We start from the raw sequence: 19,889 nt of genomic DNA on the forward strand, positions 1-19,889 counted from the left end.
AAAACGCAACAGTGCTATTTATTCAGTGAATCACCACAAAACATATTGAGCGGTTGCAACTTAGAAGTGCTGAAGCGAGTATATCACATCCTTTGGAATTGATACCACACATGCAAGTGCTTTATACCTCTTCAGATAGCAAGAACACACTGGCCAGTTGGGGCATCCGCGGGGTTGCCTTTGCGCTTGACCTAGCCCTGCTGCTCACCCTGGTCGGCGTGGTTGACTACTTCACGTTCAGCAGCGACGAAGAGGCCTTGCTCCTAAAGCCCGAGCGGCTGCTCCATCTGGTGCTTGGCTGGCTTTATTTTGTCGGGGCCGAGACATCTTTTGTACAGGCTACTTTCGGGAAACACTTGCTTCGCCTGCAGGTAACCTCATCGGCAGGCGGGCGCATTAGCTTAAAGCAGGCAACGGTGCGATACTTTACCAAGCCCCTTACGTTGGTGGTGATCGTATTGCGCTACCTGACGGGAATAGTGCCGGCATCACGCCATACTTTCCACGACAGGCTGGCCCAGGCCCAGGTGGTGCTACGGTAAGGTTTCCGGGTTGCCGTGATAGTCGAGCACGGTGATGTTGAACATCGGAGCCGCGTTAAATTCCTTTTCTCTGATGCGTTTGTAGAGCACATCGCTCACCAGCTTCTTCACCTGCTCATCGGTCAGGTTCTTGTTCCGGTTATAGATGTAGAGCTCACAGATGACGGGGTTTAGGTTTTCAAGCGAACCACGCGTAAAACGGGCACTCACCTCAATCGACTCAATATCCTTCATCTCGCTGAGGGCCTTTTGCATCACCTCAGTAATCTCTGTGTTGAGGCTGGCCTTTTGCAGGCCCGGCTGCCCGGCAAACTGCCAGTATAAAAACCCGGCCAACAGCAGCACCGACGCCCCAAGCGACAACTTGTAAACATACTCCTTGCCATCGGCAAAGCGCACCCCTTTTACAGTAACCTTGCCCATATACCGGAACACCAATGCCGCTGACAGCTGAATTGCCGCCAACTGGAGCAAGAGCAGGAAAATGCCGCTCCGTATCAGTTGCCAGTTCCCGAAATTCAACGCCATACCGATCAGGCCGGTGGGAGGCGCTAACGATGCCGCTACCAGCATACCCACCGCAGCCCCGGACACCAGGCTGTCGCGCTGCGACTGCACCAGGTTGATGCCGCCGGCTACCCCTGCCACTAACGGCAAGAGCACCGCTACCTTCGAAATCTGGCTCACCGACACCATCATGGGGGTGGCGTGCTGCTGATTGACAAACAGCGAAAGCAAGTAGGAGACAATGATGCCCGTACCGATCGCCATGAAGTAACGCAGCAGGCTCTGCTTGAGTAGTCCCATCTTGCCGGAAGCTGCCGCCAGGGCCGCATTCATGGCCGGCCCTGCAAAGGGAGCCACCAGCATGGCAGCCACCAGGAGGTAACTGGTTCCGGTATACAACCCGACCCATACCAGCACAGCCCCCGCGATGGAGTAGATCATCAGGCCGGTTTTGGAGCCCACGCTCTGCAGGCCTCCCAGGAAAATCTCGATAGGGCTACGGAAAGACACATCCGTGACCTGGTCCGGGCTTTCCCCTTGGGGCGGGTATAGCGTGATCACCCCACGGGGTATCAGATTGATTTCTGCCTCCTCCAAGTGGTTGATGCGCTCCAGGAACTTGCTCACCTGATCGTTGCTCAGGTAGAGGGTAACCAGCTCGCCGGTGTCTGCTTGTTGCACGCTCACGTTTCTGGCTTTGCTTTCTTTGGCTTTGGCTTTTACCTCTTCCCCCCGTCCCTTCGAAACTTTCACTTGTAGTTGGCGCATATCTCTTCTGATTTTAAGAATACCTACGGAGGCTATACCCTTAAATGTTCGGGCATACCAAAACGCCATACCGCTTTTGCAGCATGGCGCAAGGCCAAAAATGGATGGGGTAAGCTATTTAGCCATCACACCGAACTGGCTGACCTCTGCCGTTGGGCCGCCCGACACAGGCACCACCAGCTTAAAGAGCTGCCCATAGATGCTGTCAGGGATTTCGGTAACCGGCGGGGCGGCCCCGAAGGCTTCGATGATGGGAAGTATGGTGTTAGAGTGGCCCGCGATGACCACGGTTTCTCCCTGGTGCTGTTCCAGAATCAGCGTTCTCAGGTGCTCGAAGTCATGCGCCTCGTATACCCGCAGTTCCAGTTGGCGGGCATCGGCTAAAGGCTTCAGGGTATTTTTGGTGCGGATGTATTTGGTGGCGTACAAGGCATCTACCTGCTGCCCCTCCAGCAGCGCACGCAAGGCCTCTGCCCGTTCTGCCCCGGCGGGCGTCAGGCCGGGGTCTTGGTTGGCTGGGTCTGAGATATCCTTTTCGGCATGGCGCACCAGGTACAGCGTGGTGGAGGCAGCTTCTGTTTTGTCAGTCCCTTCGGCCAGCGCAGCTTCTTTGGTGTTGTTGTTACGGCAGCCAGCGGTTAAGAGCAGCAGGAGCGCAAAGCAGTAACGCAGGAGTAAATGTCTCTTCATCAGTGGGAGGTTAGTTGTTGTTTGCTTCATGTTGATGTTCCTTCTCAAGATAAGCACTTTACACCTCTTTTGCAGCAGCAAACCCTACAAATCCGTTTCTTGCGCCTGCTTTTCCTTTGCTTCCATCACGTATGCCTTCTCCAGTCTGCCCATCAGGAAAATTGATACGATGAGCCAGAGCAGGCCCATGGCGTAACCTGCCAGCACGTCTGTGGCATAGTGCACTTTCAGGTAGATGCGGCTATACCCGATGAGGAGAATCAGCACCAGGAGCAGCACGCTAAGCACCCAGCGCCACAACCGGCTCCTGACCGTGCGCCAGGCCACATAGATCAATAGGCCATAAAAGGCAATCCCGATCATGGCATGGCCGCTCGGGAAGCTCAACCCAGACTGCTCCAACATGGCAAACGCAGGGCGTGGCCGCTCAAAGTATCGCTTCATCACCTGGTTCAGGATGCTGCTGGACACTGAAACCAAGAGCACTTTCAGGCCATACCAGCGCAAACGCTTGAAGAACGCAAACACCAGCACTACCAGGGGCGGTGCCACCATCAAATACTCGGCCGAGGCAAAGAAGGAAATAATCTTCATCCAGCGTGTCGTTTGCGGGGAGGTATGGCTTTCGGCAAACCGGAAAAGCGATTCATCCAGAGCGGTGTCCCGCTGCACAAAAACTTCGTTCGCCACTACCAGAAAAAGTATCAGGCAGGCAAAGAAAGCCATCCACAGCACCACTACTTCCGCTGTAAGCAGCGCCAACAAACTGAGCAGTTTTCTGGTAAGGTGTTTCATGCAAAAGATAGCTGATGTGAACAGGCAGGAAATTTAATCAACTCCATGTCGATGTTTAAACAAAACTCAGATTTAGATAATAATTCCCATATTATACTTAAATTATTCCGTATAGTCAGGTGATTGCCAGTAGTTTGGAGGATTACCCCCTGGTCTTCCAGATAAAATCACTCTTATCGCACGCGTATGACAAAACAGCCGAAAGTTCTGGTAACGGGTAGCGCTGGCTTTATAGGCCATCACTTAGCCTTGGCGTTGCAGGAAACAGGCCATACCGTGATAGGGCTCGACAATATCAACTCTTATTACGATCCAACGCTGAAGTATGACCGCCTGGCGCTACAGGGCTTTAACCGCGAGGGCATTCGTTACCAGCATTTTTCACAAAGCCGTCTCCACCCCAACCTTTCGTTCGTTCAGCTAGACCTGACCGATGAGCTGGCGTTCGATAAGCTTTTTGAGGACCAGCAGTTTGATGTGGTCGTGAACCTGGCGGCGCAAGCCGGAGTGCGTTACAGCATGGACCACCCACAGGCGTATGTAGCGAGCAACCTGGTGGGCTTCGCCAATGTGCTGGAGACCAGCCGTCGGTATAAAATCAAGCACCTGCTGTTTGCCTCCTCCAGCTCGGTGTATGGCCTGAACCAGAAAATCCCGTTCAGGACCAGCATGAAGACGGACCAGCCCATCTCTTTTTATGCCGCTACCAAGAAAGCCAACGAGGTTATGGCCCACAGCTATGCCCATTTATACCAGCTCCCAATCACGGGGCTCCGTTTTTTTACGGTGTATGGCCCTTGGGGCCGGCCGGATATGGCCTGTTACAGTTTTACGAAAGCCATTATGGAGGGTACCCCGATCAAAGTGTTCAACAACGGCAACATGTACCGCGACTTTACTTACATAGACGATGTGGTGCACAGCATCGAAAAGCTGATCAACGTGCTGCCTAAACCCGCTCCCACTGCCCCCTTCAAATTGTTTAACATCGGCAACAGCCGGCCCGAGCATTTGCTGGAGCTGATTGCAACCATCGAGCGCTTGCTTGAAAAAAAGGCGATCATTGACCTGCACCCGATGCAGCCCGGCGATGTGGAGGCGACCTTTGCCGATGTGGAGGACTTGAAGGTGGCCGCTGGTTTTCACCCCGGCACTTCGCTGGAGGAGGGCTTGGGTTATTTTGTGAAGTGGTACCGCGCTTATCAGGCCAAACATACCTTAAACACGACGGAACGAGGAACCTGCAGTAAACCGGCTTAAGAAAACTAACTAAAACGGCACAAGGTATATACCTTTGAAACACGCCGCTATGTGAAATCTGATGTATTTGCAGCTACCCTATACTTGCTGATGCATTGCGTTAAAATACATGTTATTGTAAACCTGCTTTGATGGAAACTACCGCTACCGCTCTCACTATCATTGTCCCTGTCTATAACGAAGAAGGCTGCCTGACCCGTTTTTGTGAGGCGATGGATGCCTTTTTGCAACAGGCGCCCTTGCCTACGCAGGTACTGTTCGTCAACGACGGGTCTACCGACAGCAGCCTGGCCCAGATCCGGAAAATTTGCCACAGCAAGGCAGGGTATAGCTACCTCTCCCTGGACCGCAATCGGGGCCTGAGTACGGCCATCAAAGCAGGCATCGACCATATCCATACCTCGCACATCGGCTACATCGACTCTGACCTGCAGACCTCCCCACTGGATTTCCTGCTCTATTTTGAGTTTTTGCCCGAGTACCAGATGGTCAACGGCATCCGGGCGCGCCGCAAGGATACTTTTGTCAAGAAAGTGTCGTCTAAAATTGCCAACGGCTTCAGACGGCACATGATCAACGACGGCATCCAGGACACAGGCTGCCCGCTCAAGATCATGGATGCGGCCTATGCCAGGCGTATCCCTTTTTTCGATGGCATGCACCGCTTCCTGCCCGCGCTTATTCAGTTACTCGGCGGCAAAGTAAAACAGCTGCCTGTGCAGCATTTCGAGCGTTTTGCCGGGTACTCCAAATACCACCTGTTCAACCGTTTGTGGGGCCCGCTCCACGACACATTCGCTTTCCGGTGGATGCGCAAGCGCTATATCAACTACCAAATTGCTGAGGCTTACGAGAACCAGCCCGTGACACATGGACAAATCTGAGTTTCTGATTTACGGCATCGGGCTTTTGGCGCAGCTGTTGTTCTCGGCCCGTATCCTCATCCAATGGGTTTCGTCGGAGAGGGCCGGCAAGGTGCTTTCGCCAGCCTCTTTCTGGACCACCAGCCTTGTTGCCTCTATGCTGCTGATGGTGTACGGTGCGCTCCGCACGGACATTGTTATTATCGGGGGGCAGTTCATTTCTTACTTCATCTACCTGCGCAACATCAAGCTCAAGAACATGTGGGACGCGCTGGCGCCGTCGGTGCGGTGGGGTGCTTTTGCTTTTCCGTTCCTGGCTCTTTTCTGGCTGATCTGGAGTGAGCACTATAGCTTCAGTTACATTATAGAGCACAGCAGAATCTCGGGCGCCCTCATTGCCTGGGGAGGTGCCGGGCAGCTGGTGTTTACGCTGCGCTTTGTGTACCAGTGGTACCATGCCGAGCGCGCGCAGGAGTCCATCATACCCAATGGTTTCTGGGTCATCAGCCTTATTGGCAGCCTCATGATCATCTCGTACGCCATCCTCCGCCTCGACCCAGTGCTGTTTCTGGGCCAGATTTTTGGCGTGGTGGCCTATAGCCGTAATTTTATGCTCGGGCTACGCGAAGAGCAGCCACATCAAGCCACCAGCCCCTGACCCATGTTGCACACAGATACTCAGCGCAATACCCAATTGCTCACCGGTTTTCTCGCCGTGTTTTTCCTGCTGCTGCTTTACAATGTAGGTGGTTGGGGAGTAACCGAGTCGAGTGAGGCCCGCTATGCCGAGATTAGCCGCGAAATGCTGCGCGGCGGCGATTGGCTGCACCCCCGCCTGCTGGGTATACAGCACTTCCACAAGCCCCCGGTCACGTATATGCTCTCAGCGATTGGGATGGAGGCCTTTGGCGTGAATGCGTTTGGGGCGCGCTTCTTTCTGCAGGTTTCGGTGGTGCTGCAAACCCTGCTGGTCTACCTGATCGGGCTCGCGCTTTTCAGGAATAGCAGGCAGGCCCTAATCGCGGCCATGGTGTACAGCACCATGCCTGCCGTGCTGATCTCAGCCCGTAACCTCACCACCGACTCCTTCCTGACCACGTTTGAACTGGGAGCTATCTGGAGCTGGCTGCGGTATAAAAACAGGTGTAAATCAGGCTGGCTATACCTCTTTTACCTGCTGCTGGGCATAGCGTTTCTTACCAAAGGCCCTGTCGGGCTAATTTTCCCGCTCCTGCTGGTTATCGGTCACCAAGTGGGTGTGCCTGGTCGGCAAAGAACCAGCGCGTGGCATCACCTGCCCGCTTTGCTCCTGTTTCTGTTGGTCGGGACCTCCTGGTATGCCTACCTGATTTGGGAAGACCCAAAGTTCCTGGACTACTTTTTCCTGAAACACACCGTGCAGCGTTATGCCAACCCCGAAACGTTTGGCCGTTCCAAACCCTGGTGGTTTTACATAGTGCTGGCTCCTGCCTTGAGTATGCCCTGGGCTGCTCTCCTCGCTGTTTATTACCGGAAGCTCCGGGAGCTGTCGCCGGCTCTGAAAAGGCTGTTTGTTTTATGGCTGCTGGTGCCGCTGGTATTTTTCTCTTTCTCGGGCTCCAAGCTTATTTTATACATCCTGCCACTTTTCGCGGGTATGTCCCTACTTATCGCGTGGCTTTTAACGAGCCTGGTGCCGGGAGCAATTCAGAAGGCTACAACCGGCAGCATGGTGTTTTTTGCCATCCTGGCCAGTGCCCTGTTGCTGGCGCCGCTCTTGCCGGTGGGCATTCGGCTTTCGGCAAGGGCGGCTTTGCTTTACCCACTGCTGATACTGGCCGGTCTTTTTCTGCTTTGGCGTACTGCTGCGCTGCCAGTCCATAAGTTATTACTCAGTGGCCTGGTTTTTACTTTTTTGCTCTTGCCCTACTCCACGCACCTGCTGCACGACAACCCCAACCTGACCAACGGTAGCCAGCCCATCGCAGCAGCAATTGCAGCCAGGCACCTCCAGGACCGGAAAATACTGGTATACGACAAGCTGCTGCCCTCCCTCGCTTTTGAGCTCGACAAGCAGGTGATCACCCTGCACCACGAAAACCATGATCTGGAGCGCGAAACGCAGTTTGAGCGCACTGCTGCCTGGCACGCGCTACTGCTGGAAGTGGATGAGCCGGAGGGCCGACAGCACATAAAACACCTGCTAAATGAACATCCGGTATTGGTGGTTAAGAATGATTTGCCGCAGGAACAGACCTGGATGAAACGGTACTTCAAGCATCAGCAACAAGTGGGGAAATGGAAGTTGTATTTCTAGCGTGAGCCGCTATATAAAAAGGCGATTTGCCCTAAAACACAAAAGCCAGTCCGAAGACTGGCTTTTAGAGTATCAGTGCGCACGGGGAGAGTCGAACTCCCACGCCCGAAGGCACAGGCTTCTGAGACCTGCACGTCTACCAATTCCGCCACGTGCGCGAAACTCAATGTGTTTTTAACGTCCCAAAAAACCCTTAACCCTTGTTGTTTGTTGGGATTGCAAAGGTAGCAGGTAGATTTAAATATGCAATACGGCTTCTGAAAAAAAATGCGCCTTATGCCGCCGTTTCCTCCTCCACAACCGGGTCCAGCTCCTTTTTAGACAGCATTTCGATGCGCCGCAAGGTATAAACCCCAATGATAACCCACAGAAAACCAGCCGAAAAACCTGCCAACACATCGGTTGCATAGTGCACCCGCAAATAAATGCGGCTAAAGCCAATCAGGAGCACAAAAATCATCAAAAAAGTTATCCACAGGTTGCGCCAATGCTTTGGCCGCACGTTGTGCCACACCAGGTAGATGATCAGCCCATAGAAAGAAGCCGCCACCATGGAATGCCCGCTCGGGAAACTCAGGCCCGAGGCCTCTACCAAAGGCATCATAGGCCGTGGACGCTCAAAGAAGAATTTCAGCACTACATTCAGCGTGATGCTGCCCAGGGCAATTACCGGCACTTTCACGGAGTACCACCGGTGCTTGCGTACGAACGTGAAGTAGGCCACCAGCAGCAATGCAGCCGGTGTCAGGAACATACTGGAGGCAAAAAAGGTGATAAACTTAATAAAACCGTCTAATACCGGGTTGGCAATGTCGCCGGCGAACCCGAAGGCTGCCTCATCTATCCCCAGGGTTTCGCCCTGAATGATCTCTGCGCCAATATAGAGGAACGCGACAATGCATACCAGGAACAGCGCCCACACGAACAATAACTCGATGGTGAACAGGGCCGCCCCTGCCACTACTTTTTTATAAACTCGCTTGATCATAGGATTATTTTTTCTCTAAACATGCATCAGGGTGTGTCAAAGTACTTCCTCTCCTACGTAATCAGGATTAGTTACGATTAATTCTGCGTATGGAAGACAGTATCCGGTTATTCGTGGCGGCCTCCTTGCCGCCCGCCCTTAAGCAGCAACTGCAGCAAGCGCTGTTGCCGTTTCAGCACCCGGCCATCCGGTTTATGCCCGAGCAGAACCTGCACCTGACCCTGTTCTTCATCGGGCAGGTACCCCGCACACAACTCGCGGCCATCAGCCAGACCGTGCAGCAAACAGCAAGGCAACACCCCCCTTTCAGCTTAGACTTTGCAGGCGTAGAACCCGGCCCCAACCCCAAGCATCCCCGGCTGGTCTGGGCACGTTTTGCAACGCACCCCGCCTTCGCTGCGCTCAGCCAAGCCCTAACGGAAGCGTTAGCCACCGTGCCCCCTAAGCACCTCAAAGCCATTCCGCATGTAACCCTGGCCCGTTTCCGCAAAGACCAGCCTACTACCGCGTTGCCAGCGGCGGTTACTGCCGAGACAACCAGCCCGTTGCAGCTGCCGGTGCTGGAAATAGGACTTTGGCAATCAGAACTGGCCTCGCCCCATCCCCGCTACTCAGTGCTGCAGACCTTTGCGCTGGGGCAAAACCCGCTCCCCCCGAATGCAGTATGATAAGCCTGCGCCCCCAACAGAAATTCACAAAGATGAACCAAACAGAACTCACAAAACTGGTCATGGACCTGAAAGACGAAGGCCTGACCGTAGCGTTTGCTGAAAGTTGCACGGCCGGCCTGCTGGCCTCCGAATTTGTAAAGGCCAAAGGAAGCAGCGATGTGTTGCTGGGTAGCCTGGTGGTATACCAGCCTAAAGTGAAGCACAAGTTACTGGGTGTCCGGGAAGAAACCCTGGAGCTGTATACCCCTGAGTCGCAGCAGGTAACCAACGAAATGGTGATGGGCCTGAAAAAGCAGCTCGATGCCGATATCTGCATTGCCACCACAGGCCTGGCAGGCGAAGGGGGCTCCGAGACAGAGGAGAAGCCGGTTGGCACCATGTTCGTGTCCTTTTTGTATGATGGCAAGGCTGAGGAGTTCCGGGAGGTTTTTAAAGGAAGCACCGAGAGCGTGCGGAAGCAACTTGTAGACTACATTTTCCAGAAGCTGCGGGGCGTAGTAGACGAGCATTACGGCCGCTGATGCCTACCTTTGCCCTAACCAAGCACTAAATCCTTTGCCATACCTCCCCGACAGCGGTTTCCAGGCTATTGCCCCGGTATATGACCGGTTGGCCAAAGTGGTGTTCGGGTCCGCGTTAGAGCAAGCACAAGCGGCATTGCTGCCTTGCCTGCCGCCACAGGGCAGGGTGCTGCTGATCGGCGGCGGCAGTGGCTGGCTTCTGGAGCAACTGCTGCGCACAGGCAAGAACCTCCATATTTTATACCTCGATGCTGCACCTGCCATGGTGGCCCTGGCTCAAAAACGGTATGCCCTCTACGCAAGGCCGCATGCCTGCACCGTGACTTTTCGGGTAGGCACCGAGCAAGCGCTTCTCCTACACGAGCAGTTTGAGGTAATCTTCACGCCTTTCCTCCTTGATCTTTTTCCATCTTCCAGGCTTGCGCAACTGATGGCCAGGCTCTCCAGGGCGCTCATACCGCAGGGGCAATGGCTTTTCGCTGATTTCTGGCCCGAACAGCAGCCCGTGCCGTGGTGGCAGCAATTTCTGATCTGGGCAATGTACCTGTTTTTCGGCGCTGTAAGCGGTGTGCAGGCCCGGCAACTGCCGGATTACCATGACCAGTTTGAAGCGTTAGGCTTTAGGGAGATCTACAGCCGGCCTTTCTACAAAGGGATGGTACAGGCCAAGATTTTCCGAAGAGCCTGATATCCCGATGCCTTTGTTCAGGAATTACAGCTCATGTCATACCCATCCTCCCCCTACATAAGCCGTAGCAATTGTGCTTTGTGCAGGCGCTGAGGGCAGGATAATTGCACCTCAGCGGTACATACACTATATTTAAACTTCGATATTTTCAACCCGACCCATGAAGCATCCACTCGCTACCCTACTCACCCTGTTCCTGACACCCTTCCTGTGCCTGCACACATTGGCGCAGCAGCAAACAGCTTATACCCTCTCATTTCCGAATGCCGTGCACCACGAAGCGGAAATACAGGTCACGTTTTCGGATGTGAAGCAAGACACCTTACATGTGCTGATGCCGCGCACCTCGCCAGGGCGCTATGCCATCCATGAGTTCGCTAAAAACATTTACAACGTGCAGGCCACCGATGGGCAGGGCAATCAACTCCCCCTGACGCGCACCGCGACCAACCAATGGGCTGTTCCCGCCCAGCAAGGCAACATTACCGTAACCTATATCCTCTTCGCGGACCATGCCGACGGCACTTACGCTGGCGTGGACCAAACGCACGCGCACCTGAACATGCCCGCCACCCTGCTTTATGCCAAAGGGTATGAGCAGACTCCGGCTTTTGTTACGTTCAAGCTGCCGGAGGGCAGCAACTGGAAAGTGGCGACGCAGCTCAAGCACGAGCAGGGCACCACCTACTCCGCTCCTAACTTCCAGTACCTGATGGATAGCCCGGCAGAGCTCAGCAACTTCGACTTTGCCGAGTGGGTAGTTGCAGATCAGGGGAAAAACAAAACCATCCACGTGGCCTTGCATCACCAAAGCACCAGAGAGTTGTTTCAGCTGTATGTTAGCAAGGTGAAGCGCATTGTAGCTGAGCAGCAGGCTATTTTCGGTGAGCTGCCCGACTACGACTTTGGCCGTTATACCTTTCTGGGGTGCTATATGCCACAGGCCGTGGGCGATGGCATGGAACACCGCAACTCCACGGTGCTGACGAGCTCGCGCCCGCTCGAAGCCGCCATGAACAGTTTGCTGAACACGGTGTCGCATGAGTTTTTCCATGCGTGGAACGTGGAGCGCATCCGGCCGAAAAGCCTGGAGCCTTTCAATTTTCAGGAAGCCAACATGTCGGAAGCGCTTTGGCTGGCGGAGGGCTTTACGAGTTACTATGGCGACCTGACCATGGCCCGCACCGGCATTTTCGACCTGAAAAAGTACACCTCCGACCTGGCCGGCAACCTGAACTATGTCCTGCTCTCGCCGGGCCGCCAGTACCACAGCTTGATGGAGATGAGCATGCAGGCACCTTTTGTGGACGCGGCCCGCTCTGTAGACCCCGTGAACCGCCACAACACCTTTATCTCTTACTATACCTATGGCAGCATGACGGGCCTAGCCCTGGACATGGCCCTGCGGCAGCGCTTCGGCAAAACCCTGGATGACTACATGCAGGCGCTTTGGCGCAAGTATGGCCAACCCGAAAAGCCTTATACCCTCCCGGACCTCGAAGAAACACTGGCAGAGGTATCCGGCGACAAAGCCTGGGCCAGTCAGTTTTTCAGAGAAAGCATCTACGGCAGCACGTTACCTGACTATGGCCCGCTCCTGGCCAAAGCCGGTTTAGACCTGCGTAAAGCCAAGCCAGGGGTAGCCACGCTAGAGAGGGTATATCTGGAGTACAGCAAGGCAGGCGCCACCATCACAGACGGCACAGTAGTGCAGACAGGTGCCTACAAAGCCGGGTTAGACAGAGGCGACCTCATACTGACACTGGATGGCCGGAAGATCAGGAAGGAAAAAGACCTGCAGAAGCTGCTGGGTAAGCACCAGCCAGGCGACAGCATCCCGGTTACATTCCTGCGTTTGGGCCAGCCCCACAGCACAACGCTCACGCTGGATGAGGTGCCGACGCTGGAACTCGTGCCTTACGAGAACATCGGCAAGGAACTGACACCGGACATGCAGCAGTACCGCCAGGATTGGCTTGGGGCTAAGGTAAACTAGCTGCTGAGCAACAAAGGCCCCTTGACCACGTTTTGAAGCGAACGGAAGCAAACTTTGATTTGAACTACTTTCCCGCTAACTTAGTATAAATAAGGTCACTTAGCTATTTCACGTGAAAAACATACATAAAATTCTAGGGGCGCTTTGCCTCCTTTTCTGCACAAGCCAGGCCATGGCGCAGGAGGAAGTGAAGCCGAGCCTGGAGGCCGGCCCGGCACTGGAAGACTTGCCGGCGGTGCAGGCGCCACTGCGTACCGAGGCCACCGAGGCAGTAACGAAACCCGCCTGGTCAGGTCCGCAGCTAAGCTACAGCCTCTCTACTGGCATGAGCTTCAGCAATGGCTTTGGAAACACGCAGTTCATCGCGCCTTCGGTGCGCTACCAGGTCAGCAACCGTTTTCGGGTGAATGCCGGCCTAACATATCTGTATGTATCGCCTCACAGCTTGTCGGGCACCACGCCGGAAGGTACCACCGTATTGTACCGCAATAGTGGCGGCAGCCATTACCTGGCTCATGCAGGTATCGAGTACCTGGCCACAGAGCGCTTGATCCTGAGCGGGAACATCTGGAAAGATTTCTCGAACACCCCGATGCAGCAAAACATGTCTTACAACGGGCTCGGCTTGTACAGCCCCGGCCGCATGGGGATGGATTTCAGGGCAACGTACAAGATCTCTGACAATATCTCTGTAACCGGTGGCATGCGGTATACCAACGGTGCCTCGCCTTACGCCAACCCATACCATAATGGCCCGGGCTTTGGCAACTACAACAGCTTCGGATACTAAACTTATACCTCACCTTACAAGCGCTTCTCTGCCAGCCAGGGCAGCGCTTTTGCTTTTAACCGAAATTCCTGGCGCACGTACCCTATAATCGTGTGCTATGCGCTACGACCGTTTTTGATTTTTAACCCGACAAGCAGCCTGAAACCAACTGCTGCTACCTTAACTACCACGCTCCTAACGGCAGTGGTTGTCGCTAACCACCCACTACCAAGATCCATCAGAAACCAAACTTATTACGATTTTGCAAAAGAATACTCGTATCCGTCACCTCAAAAACGAACGCCTCCAGACTATCAAAAGAGATTACCGCGGGAACAAGCTCATCAAAGGGCGCTTTGCGAACGGGGACGCGATTTACGCGCCGGACTTTAGCAACGTACTTCGCTGGAAGCTGAGCACCAACCCGCAGAAGGAAGAGAAGCGCAAGGACACCTATTTGCCGCAAGTGCACCAGGACGCCGCTTTCCTGGCCTCTCAACAGGACATGGTGGTATGGCTGGGCCACGCCAGCTTTTTTGTGCGCATGGCGGGCATCTCTTTCCTGATCGACCCGGTTTTATACGACTTGCCCCTGATCCCTCGCAAAACACCGTTGCCTTGCGCTCCGGAAGATTTTAAGAATATCGATTTCCTCCTGCTCTCGCACGGCCACCGCGATCACCTCGACAAAAAATCTATCCAGACGGTGCTGGAGCATAATCCGCAGGTAAAAGCACTGGCCCCACTCGAGGCAGGCAATTTACTGCGCGGCATCAGCCCCAACTTACCTTACCAGGAGGCAGGCTGGTTTCAGAAATATGACCTGGTGCCGGGCGAGGTAGAGGTATACTTTATGCCTGCCTCCCACTGGCACCGGCGTGGGGTCCGCGACATGAACAAAGTGCTGTGGGGAAGCTTCGTGCTGAAAACCCCTCAGATACGCCTGTATTTTGCAGGCGACACAGCCATGGACGCGCATTTTGAGGAGATTGAGGAGCTGCTGGGCCCGATGGACGTGTGCCTGATGCCTGTGGGCGCCTACAAACCCGCTTTCATGATGTCGAAAAGCCACATGAACCCGCACGAGGCCGTAAAGGCCTTTAATTACCTGCGTGGCGGCACCTTTATCCCGATGCACTATGGCACCTTCGACCTTTCGGATGAGCCGGCGGGCGAGCCAGTGCGGGTGCTGCGCCAGATTTCGGCAGGCGGTATGCTGCAGGGCCTACGCATCCCGGCCATCGGCGAACCGGTATTGTTCGACAACCTGCCTTAGAGGCGCTGCCGGGTGCATACTTTTGCTATATTTGTGTAAAGCAATAAACAAGCTGGTACACCCAATAGCATTTTTATGTCTCCAACGCTTATCATTGGCCTGATCGTCGCCTATTTTTTTATCCTGATCTTCATTTCGTACCTCACCAGCAAAAACACCGATTCCGACACGTTTTTCCTGGCTAATCGCAAATCGCCGTGGTATGTGGTGGCTTTTGGTATGATCGGTACCTCGCTGTCGGGGGTAACGTTTGTATCGATACCGGGCATGGTGCAGAAGGCGCAGTTCTCGTACCTGCAACTGGTGCTGGGCTACCTGCTGGGTTACCTTGTTATCGCCACGGTGCTGATGCCGCTGTACTACCGCCTGAACCTCGTCTCGATTTATACCTACCTGGAGCAGCGTTTCGGTTACTGGTCCTATAAGACGGGGGCTGGTTTCTTCCTGCTTTCGCGCACCCTGGGGGCCGCCATTCGGCTTTTCCTGGTAGCGGGTGTGCTGCAATTAGCCGTATTCGATGATTTAGGGGTGCCTTTTGCGGTTTCTGTTGTCATCACCATCGCTCTGATCTGGGTTTATACCTTCCGGGGGGGCATGAAAACCATCATCTGGACCGATACCTTCCAAACAACGGCTATGCTGCTGGCCGTGGGCATCAGCATCTGGCTGATCTCGGAGGAGCTGAACCTCGGCTTCCAGGGTTTAGTCACGACTATACAGGAGAGCGAGTACTCGCAGGTGTTTTTCTGGGACGTGAAAGACAGCCGCTACTTCCTGAAGCAGTTTTTCTCCGGGGCCTTTATCGCCATCGTAATGACGGGCCTGGACCAGGACATGATGCAGAAGAACCTAAGCTGCAAAAACATCGGCGAGGCCCAGAAAAACATGTTCTGGTTCAGCATCATCCTAGTGTTTGTCAACATCCTGTTCCTGTCGCTGGGGGCGCTGCTCTACATCTACGGCACCACCAAGGGCATTCCGCTGCCAGCCAAAGGCGATGATGTGTTCCCGTTCCTGGCGCTGGGCTACTTCCCGCACGTGGTGGGGGTAGTGTTCATCCTGGGCATCATCGCCATCACCTACGCCTCCGCCGACTCTGCTCTTACGGCGCTTACCACCTCTTTCTGCGTCGATTTCCTGAACTTTAAAGAGCGCAGCGAGCACGAGCGTGTCAGGCTCCGCTACATTGTGCATGTGGGCTTTTCGGTGGTGCTGGTGCTGGTGATCCTGGCGTTCGATGTGCTGAACAACGAAAACGTGATTACGGCCGTGTTTAAGGTGGCGGGCTATACCTACGGCCCGCTGCTGGGCTTATACTCCTTTGGGCTCTATACCAAACGCGCCGTGCGCGACCGCTTTGTGCCTGCCATCTGCCTGATTGCCCCACTCCTTACCTACATCATCAGTTACAACTCCGTGGATTGGTTTTGGGGGTATGAGTTTGGTTTTGAAGTACTTATCCTCAACGGCTTCCTGACATTCACCGGGCTGCTGGCGCTCTCCTCAGGCAAAATCGGTGAACTGGAACTGGCTCAGAAGTAATACCCAATTCATTTTAAAACAGCAAAGGCTGGCAGAACTTCATCTGCCAGCCTTTGCTGTTTTATACGGCCATTGTTTATTCGTTTGAAGTAATCACTTTGTTGATGACATGAATCACACCGTTCTCACTCATAGCATCTGCCTGGCTTACTTCAGCACCGTTTATCGTCACCCGGTCTCCCTGCTTGATCACTTTCAGCTGCGTGCCGCCCAACGTGGTTAAGGTAGAGCCGTCCTGTAACTGGTTGGCCTTGAGTTCGCCGGCAACTACATGGTTTTTAAGCAGGGCAGTCAGTTGGGTCCTGTTCCCTGGCTTCATCAAATCTTCCAGGGTATTTTCCGGAAGCTTCTCGAAAGCCTCGTTGGCTGGCGCAAAAACTGTGTGCGGACCTGTGGCATTCAGCACTTTCACGAAATCGGCCTTTTTGATGACCGAAGACAGGGTCGTTAGTTTTGCATCCGAAGCAAGATTCTCAACCAGGTTCTGAGTTGGCGTCATCTCGAGGTCGCCGATTTGCGCCCGGCCTTCCTCACCCCCTACAGTAGATAAGGGCGTGCTGGGTTCTACACCTCGCGAGTCTGCCTCACGGCGCATGTTCGGCTCGGTGCTCTCCTCCTGCATTTCGTTTTGGTAACGTTCATCGCCGGTGTTGCAGCTTGTTAGTTGGAAGCTCAGGAACAGGGCAAAAGCGTATATGATATTTCTCTTCATAGCTTGTTATTACAATTATCAGATTATTTCAGGTGCAAAGCTTGGCGCAGCCATGGCGTGCATGCCAGAAGTAGCGCTGCCTATTGCTCTCTTAAACTTAAAATTCCGTACTTTTGTTATCCACATTGTTTTACAGAAATTAAGATTAAACCATGAAAACTGCAGAAATACATACTGGCAAAGGCGTGATGAAGGTAGAGTTCTATGAGAAGGACGCCCCTAAAACCGTAGATAACTTCCTGAAGCTGGCTAAAGAAGGCTTTTACGATGGTCTTACATTCCACCGCGTTATTCCTGACTTCGTGATCCAGGGTGGTTGCCCTAACTCGCGCGAGGGATCAAAAGGCACGCCGGGCACAGGTGGCCCAGGCTACAAGATCGACTGCGAACTGACAGGCGAAAACCAGTACCACGACCGCGGGGTGCTGAGCATGGCGCACGCTGGCCGCAACACGGGTGGCTCGCAGTTCTTTATTTGCCACAGCCGCAAAAATACTGCCCACCTCGACCGTAACCATACCTGCTTTGGCAAAGTGGTAGAAGGCGATGAGGTGATCGACCAGATCAAAGCCAATGATAAAATTGAGAAGATTGTTGTGACCGAGGAATAGTCCTCCGCACACCCATTTCCGCATTCCTGTACTGACAGCCGGCCTTTGCTTTAAAGGCCGGCTGTCGCTGTTTAGAGGGTATGGCGCCGCCAAACACATACCTGATTGCATGCGCCCTACAGAACTGCTCATACCCCTTCATGGCAATATACCGCGTTAAAGTAGAAACTTTAGCCCGAAACTCCGGTTAGCAGCCTAAATATGCTTAAATTTACCTAACAAGCGTTCGGCTGTTTTGCGTATTAGCTGGTTAAGCTGCCAGGTATACCCCTTCAGCTACGGGGCGCTCTGTCTAAATCATTTACACTGAAACAGAGGCAGCCAGGTTTCTGCGCTGCCTGCTAAGCTGCATATGAAAAAACTTGCTTTACACTGGCAGATCCTGATTGGCATGGCCTTGGGCGTGCTATGGGGAATGCTGGCCAGTTCACTTGGCCTGGTTGAACTCACCACCGACTGGGTAAAACCCTTTGGAACGATCTTCATCAACCTCCTGAAACTGATTGCCGTGCCACTGGTGCTGGTGTCGCTGATTACGGGCGTTACGAGCCTGAGCGATGTGAGCAAGCTTTCGCGCATCGGCTCCAAAACGATTGGCATCTACCTGCTCACCACTGTGGTAGCGGTGGTGCTGGGCCTGTTACTGGTTAACGTGGCCGAGCCTGGCAAGGCTTTCTCCGCGGAGAAACGCGAGGAATTTAACCAGCAGTTTGCAGCCACTACCACCCAAAAATCTACGGATGCCGCTGCCGTGAAAGACCAGGGCCCGCTGCAGCCGCTGATCGACATTGTGCCTGATAATATCTTCGGTTCGCTGACCAACAATGGCGCCATGCTGCAGGTCATCTTTTTCGCCCTGCTCTTTGGCATCGCCCTCATCATGATACCACCCGACAAGGCCGCGCCCGTCAACGACTTTTTTGAGGGTGTGAATCTCGTCATCCTCAAGATTGTGGACCTAATCATGAAAACGGCCCCCTACGGTGTGTTTGCGCTACTGGCAGGCCTGGTAGTGGAGTTTGCCGGCGATGACCCAGGGGCTGCTGTAGAGTTGCTGCTGGTGCTGGGTTACTACTGTTTGGTGGTCATTGCCGGACTTGCCATCATGATTTTTGGGGTATACCCTTTGCTTGCCATCACGGTCGGAAAAACGAAGTACAAAGATTTTTTCCGGGGGATTTTTCCGGCGCAGATGCTGGCGTTCTCCACCTCATCGAGTGCCGCTACTTTGCCCGTTACGATGGAGTGCGCGGAGAAGAACTTAGGTATAAACCGCGAGATAACCAGCTTTGTGCTGCCGCTGGGTGCGACGATTAACATGGACGGCACCAGTTTATACCAGGCCGTTGCCGCCGTATTTATTGCCCAGGCCTATGGCATTGACCTGGATATTATGGCGCAGTTGGGTATTGTGATGACGGCTACACTCGCCTCTATCGGCGCAGCCGCAGTGCCGGGCGCCGGCACCGTGATGCTGGTGATTGTGTTGCAGCAAGCCGGTATACCGGTAGAGGGAATTGCCCTGATCCTGGCCCCTGACCGCATTCTGGACATGTGCCGCACCACCGTGAACGTAACCGGCGATGCCACCGTGTCGATGATGGTGGCCCGCACCGAAAACCAGTTGCACCAGCCTACAGCGAAAGCAGCAGTATAGCATATAAACCCGCCCCGAGCAGGAAGGCCCCATAACGGCTTTCCCGCTCCTCGGGCAATTCCTCCTTCAACACGTTCAGGATCACCCCACCCCCAATAAACGCAGTGAGAATAACCACCAGTGTCTCAGACACCTCCTGCACATACCCCACAGACCAACCCACCACCAAGGCCAGCACCAGCACCCATTGCCCGTATTTGCGGTATTTCTGCCGGTGGTGCTCCTGCAGGCCATAGTCGTTTACCAGAAAATGGAGCGCCATGGCGATGCTGAACAGGACGATGGTTTGAGTCGGCTCCTCCTCCCGCTGAAACAGGATATACCCGATCAGGGCATTATAGAGGGAAAAGGAGCCAATGTGCAGCCAGAACACCCCTTTAGGCGGCTTGCTCTGCTCGTTCTGGTCTTGCTTCACCTGCTTGCGCCTGGCCGATACCACCGAACGCTCCAAGCCATAAAACACAGCCAAGCCGATAAGGGCCACCAGGTACATGTGGTGCTGCAGGAATGTCTCGGCCCAGGGCATGTTCTCCTGCAGGTGCTCCTGCCCCTCCTGCAACTCCGGGAACAGGTGGATGAACACATAGGCCACCGACACCCCGCCGGCCCCTGACAACCAGACACTGCGCGGAAAGCCGCTCAGAAACCGCAGCCTGCTCCCCAATGTATGTACAAGCGCCAACAACAGAATTGGCCAGATTGAAATATGTCCCATACCCAACAGGTACTTTATTACA

The 19,889-nt window shown here is 54.2% G+C and carries 20 protein-coding genes and 1 tRNA gene; 14 read left to right on the plus strand and 7 right to left on the minus strand.

Translation table 11 applies throughout. The annotated features are described in order from the left end of the window. Positions 1 to 92: 92 nt before the first annotated feature. A complete protein-coding gene (locus ACXYMU_RS14170) occupies positions 93 to 542 on the plus strand; it encodes an RDD family protein (protein ID WP_458987060.1) in 450 nt (149 codons plus the stop codon). On the opposite strand, the gene ACXYMU_RS14175 is transcribed toward ACXYMU_RS14170, so the two are convergent. From ACXYMU_RS14175 to ACXYMU_RS14185, 3 genes are all read right to left on the minus strand, one after another. Further along, positions 534 to 1,817, minus strand: a complete 1,284-nt coding sequence (locus ACXYMU_RS14175; protein WP_458987061.1) for a DUF389 domain-containing protein — start codon at positions 1,815 to 1,817, stop codon at positions 534 to 536. The genes ACXYMU_RS14170 and ACXYMU_RS14175 overlap by 9 nt on opposite strands. A gap of 114 nt (positions 1,818 to 1,931) precedes the next feature. Next, positions 1,932 to 2,507, minus strand: a complete 576-nt coding sequence (locus tag ACXYMU_RS14180) for a SixA phosphatase family protein (RefSeq protein ID WP_458987062.1) — start codon at positions 2,505 to 2,507, stop codon at positions 1,932 to 1,934. 84 nt (positions 2,508 to 2,591) lie between these two features. Then, positions 2,592 to 3,302: a phosphatase PAP2 family protein gene (locus ACXYMU_RS14185; protein WP_458987063.1), complete on the minus strand. Its 711-nt coding sequence runs from the start codon at positions 3,300 to 3,302 to the stop codon at positions 2,592 to 2,594. A 186-nt stretch (positions 3,303 to 3,488) separates the two neighbouring features. Between ACXYMU_RS14185 and ACXYMU_RS14190 the strand changes: the two genes are divergently transcribed. From ACXYMU_RS14190 to ACXYMU_RS14205, 4 genes are all read left to right on the plus strand, one after another. Further along, a complete protein-coding gene (locus tag ACXYMU_RS14190; protein ID WP_458987064.1) occupies positions 3,489 to 4,562 on the plus strand; it encodes an NAD-dependent epimerase/dehydratase family protein in 1,074 nt (357 codons plus the stop codon). A gap of 131 nt (positions 4,563 to 4,693) precedes the next feature. Continuing rightward, the gene (locus tag ACXYMU_RS14195) at positions 4,694 to 5,446 is read left to right on the plus strand and encodes a glycosyltransferase (RefSeq protein WP_458987065.1); all 753 of its coding nucleotides are present in this window, start codon (positions 4,694 to 4,696) and stop codon (positions 5,444 to 5,446) included. Next, on the plus strand, positions 5,433 to 6,083 hold the full coding sequence (locus ACXYMU_RS14200; RefSeq protein ID WP_458987066.1) for a lipid-A-disaccharide synthase N-terminal domain-containing protein: 651 nt from the start codon (positions 5,433 to 5,435) through the stop codon (positions 6,081 to 6,083). The genes ACXYMU_RS14195 and ACXYMU_RS14200 overlap by 14 nt, the downstream gene beginning before the upstream one ends. Before the next feature lie 3 nt (positions 6,084 to 6,086). Then, positions 6,087 to 7,721, plus strand: a complete 1,635-nt coding sequence (locus tag ACXYMU_RS14205) for an ArnT family glycosyltransferase (RefSeq protein ID WP_458987067.1) — start codon at positions 6,087 to 6,089, stop codon at positions 7,719 to 7,721. A 76-nt stretch (positions 7,722 to 7,797) separates the two neighbouring features. Here ACXYMU_RS14205 and ACXYMU_RS14210 read toward each other — a convergent pair. Both ACXYMU_RS14210 and ACXYMU_RS14215 read right to left on the minus strand, forming a co-directional pair. Next, positions 7,798 to 7,879: transfer RNA gene (locus ACXYMU_RS14210), tRNA-Leu, on the minus strand. Between the two features lie 116 nt (positions 7,880 to 7,995). Next, positions 7,996 to 8,709 carry a phosphatase PAP2 family protein gene (locus ACXYMU_RS14215; protein WP_458987068.1) on the minus strand — a complete coding sequence of 238 codons (714 nt, stop codon included), beginning with the start codon at positions 8,707 to 8,709 and terminating at the stop codon, positions 7,996 to 7,998. A gap of 89 nt (positions 8,710 to 8,798) precedes the next feature. On the opposite strand from ACXYMU_RS14215, the gene thpR reads away from it, so the two are divergent. The 7 genes from thpR to ACXYMU_RS14250 all read left to right on the plus strand — a co-directional run bounded on the left by thpR (position 8,799) and on the right by ACXYMU_RS14250 (position 16,172). Continuing rightward, positions 8,799 to 9,377 carry an RNA 2',3'-cyclic phosphodiesterase gene (thpR, locus tag ACXYMU_RS14220; protein ID WP_458987069.1) on the plus strand — a complete coding sequence of 193 codons (579 nt, stop codon included), beginning with the start codon at positions 8,799 to 8,801 and terminating at the stop codon, positions 9,375 to 9,377. Between the two features lie 32 nt (positions 9,378 to 9,409). After that, on the plus strand, positions 9,410 to 9,901 hold the full coding sequence (locus tag ACXYMU_RS14225) for a CinA family protein (RefSeq protein ID WP_458987070.1): 492 nt from the start codon (positions 9,410 to 9,412) through the stop codon (positions 9,899 to 9,901). Positions 9,902 to 9,935: 34 nt separating this feature from the next. Continuing rightward, positions 9,936 to 10,589 (plus strand): class I SAM-dependent methyltransferase, encoded by a 654-nt coding sequence (locus tag ACXYMU_RS14230; RefSeq protein ID WP_458987071.1) that lies wholly within the window; start codon positions 9,936 to 9,938, stop codon positions 10,587 to 10,589. A gap of 160 nt (positions 10,590 to 10,749) precedes the next feature. Next, positions 10,750 to 12,585, plus strand: a complete 1,836-nt coding sequence (locus ACXYMU_RS14235; protein ID WP_458987072.1) for a M61 family metallopeptidase — start codon at positions 10,750 to 10,752, stop codon at positions 12,583 to 12,585. Positions 12,586 to 12,697: 112 nt separating this feature from the next. After that, positions 12,698 to 13,375, plus strand: coding sequence for a hypothetical protein (locus ACXYMU_RS14240; RefSeq protein ID WP_458987073.1), 678 nt, complete (start codon positions 12,698 to 12,700; stop codon positions 13,373 to 13,375). A 241-nt stretch (positions 13,376 to 13,616) separates the two neighbouring features. Continuing rightward, positions 13,617 to 14,630, plus strand: a complete 1,014-nt coding sequence (locus tag ACXYMU_RS14245; RefSeq protein ID WP_458987074.1) for an MBL fold metallo-hydrolase — start codon at positions 13,617 to 13,619, stop codon at positions 14,628 to 14,630. A 75-nt stretch (positions 14,631 to 14,705) separates the two neighbouring features. Continuing rightward, on the plus strand, positions 14,706 to 16,172 hold the full coding sequence (locus ACXYMU_RS14250; protein ID WP_458987075.1) for a sodium:solute symporter: 1,467 nt from the start codon (positions 14,706 to 14,708) through the stop codon (positions 16,170 to 16,172). A gap of 76 nt (positions 16,173 to 16,248) precedes the next feature. Here the strand turns inward: ACXYMU_RS14250 and ACXYMU_RS14255 are convergent, their stop codons facing one another. Beyond that, positions 16,249 to 16,884: a fasciclin domain-containing protein gene (locus ACXYMU_RS14255; RefSeq protein ID WP_458987076.1), complete on the minus strand. Its 636-nt coding sequence runs from the start codon at positions 16,882 to 16,884 to the stop codon at positions 16,249 to 16,251. Between the two features lie 152 nt (positions 16,885 to 17,036). Between ACXYMU_RS14255 and ACXYMU_RS14260 the strand changes: the two genes are divergently transcribed. Both ACXYMU_RS14260 and ACXYMU_RS14265 read left to right on the plus strand, forming a co-directional pair. Beyond that, positions 17,037 to 17,495 carry a peptidylprolyl isomerase gene (locus ACXYMU_RS14260; protein ID WP_458987077.1) on the plus strand — a complete coding sequence of 153 codons (459 nt, stop codon included), beginning with the start codon at positions 17,037 to 17,039 and terminating at the stop codon, positions 17,493 to 17,495. A gap of 352 nt (positions 17,496 to 17,847) precedes the next feature. Continuing rightward, positions 17,848 to 19,152 carry a dicarboxylate/amino acid:cation symporter gene (locus tag ACXYMU_RS14265; RefSeq protein WP_458987078.1) on the plus strand — a complete coding sequence of 435 codons (1,305 nt, stop codon included), beginning with the start codon at positions 17,848 to 17,850 and terminating at the stop codon, positions 19,150 to 19,152. Here the strand turns inward: ACXYMU_RS14265 and ACXYMU_RS14270 are convergent. Next, on the minus strand, positions 19,130 to 19,867 hold the full coding sequence (locus tag ACXYMU_RS14270; protein WP_458987079.1) for a hypothetical protein: 738 nt from the start codon (positions 19,865 to 19,867) through the stop codon (positions 19,130 to 19,132). The genes ACXYMU_RS14265 and ACXYMU_RS14270 overlap by 23 nt on opposite strands. Between the last annotated feature and the right edge of the window lie 22 nt (positions 19,868 to 19,889).

Source organism: Pontibacter sp. CAU 1760 (assembly GCF_054482735.1).

Coding starts and splice junctions, on each gene's coding strand:
- ACXYMU_RS14175 (WP_458987061.1), bottom strand. CDS start 1,817: ATGCGCCAACTACAAGTGAAAGTTTCGAAGGGACGGGGGGAAGAGGTA.
- ACXYMU_RS14180 (WP_458987062.1), bottom strand. CDS start 2,507: ATGAAGAGACATTTACTCCTGCGTTACTGCTTTGCGCTCCTGCTGCTC.
- ACXYMU_RS14185 (WP_458987063.1), bottom strand. CDS start 3,302: ATGAAACACCTTACCAGAAAACTGCTCAGTTTGTTGGCGCTGCTTACA.
- ACXYMU_RS14190 (WP_458987064.1), top strand. CDS start 3,489: ATGACAAAACAGCCGAAAGTTCTGGTAACGGGTAGCGCTGGCTTTATA.
- ACXYMU_RS14195 (WP_458987065.1), top strand. CDS start 4,694: ATGGAAACTACCGCTACCGCTCTCACTATCATTGTCCCTGTCTATAAC.
- ACXYMU_RS14200 (WP_458987066.1), top strand. CDS start 5,433: ATGGACAAATCTGAGTTTCTGATTTACGGCATCGGGCTTTTGGCGCAG.
- ACXYMU_RS14205 (WP_458987067.1), top strand. CDS start 6,087: ATGTTGCACACAGATACTCAGCGCAATACCCAATTGCTCACCGGTTTT.
- ACXYMU_RS14215 (WP_458987068.1), bottom strand. CDS start 8,709: ATGATCAAGCGAGTTTATAAAAAAGTAGTGGCAGGGGCGGCCCTGTTC.
- thpR (WP_458987069.1), top strand. CDS start 8,799: ATGGAAGACAGTATCCGGTTATTCGTGGCGGCCTCCTTGCCGCCCGCC.
- ACXYMU_RS14225 (WP_458987070.1), top strand. CDS start 9,410: ATGAACCAAACAGAACTCACAAAACTGGTCATGGACCTGAAAGACGAA.
- ACXYMU_RS14235 (WP_458987072.1), top strand. CDS start 10,750: ATGAAGCATCCACTCGCTACCCTACTCACCCTGTTCCTGACACCCTTC.
- ACXYMU_RS14250 (WP_458987075.1), top strand. CDS start 14,706: ATGTCTCCAACGCTTATCATTGGCCTGATCGTCGCCTATTTTTTTATC.
- ACXYMU_RS14255 (WP_458987076.1), bottom strand. CDS start 16,884: ATGAAGAGAAATATCATATACGCTTTTGCCCTGTTCCTGAGCTTCCAA.
- ACXYMU_RS14260 (WP_458987077.1), top strand. CDS start 17,037: ATGAAAACTGCAGAAATACATACTGGCAAAGGCGTGATGAAGGTAGAG.
- ACXYMU_RS14265 (WP_458987078.1), top strand. CDS start 17,848: ATGAAAAAACTTGCTTTACACTGGCAGATCCTGATTGGCATGGCCTTG.
- ACXYMU_RS14270 (WP_458987079.1), bottom strand. CDS start 19,867: ATGGGACATATTTCAATCTGGCCAATTCTGTTGTTGGCGCTTGTACAT.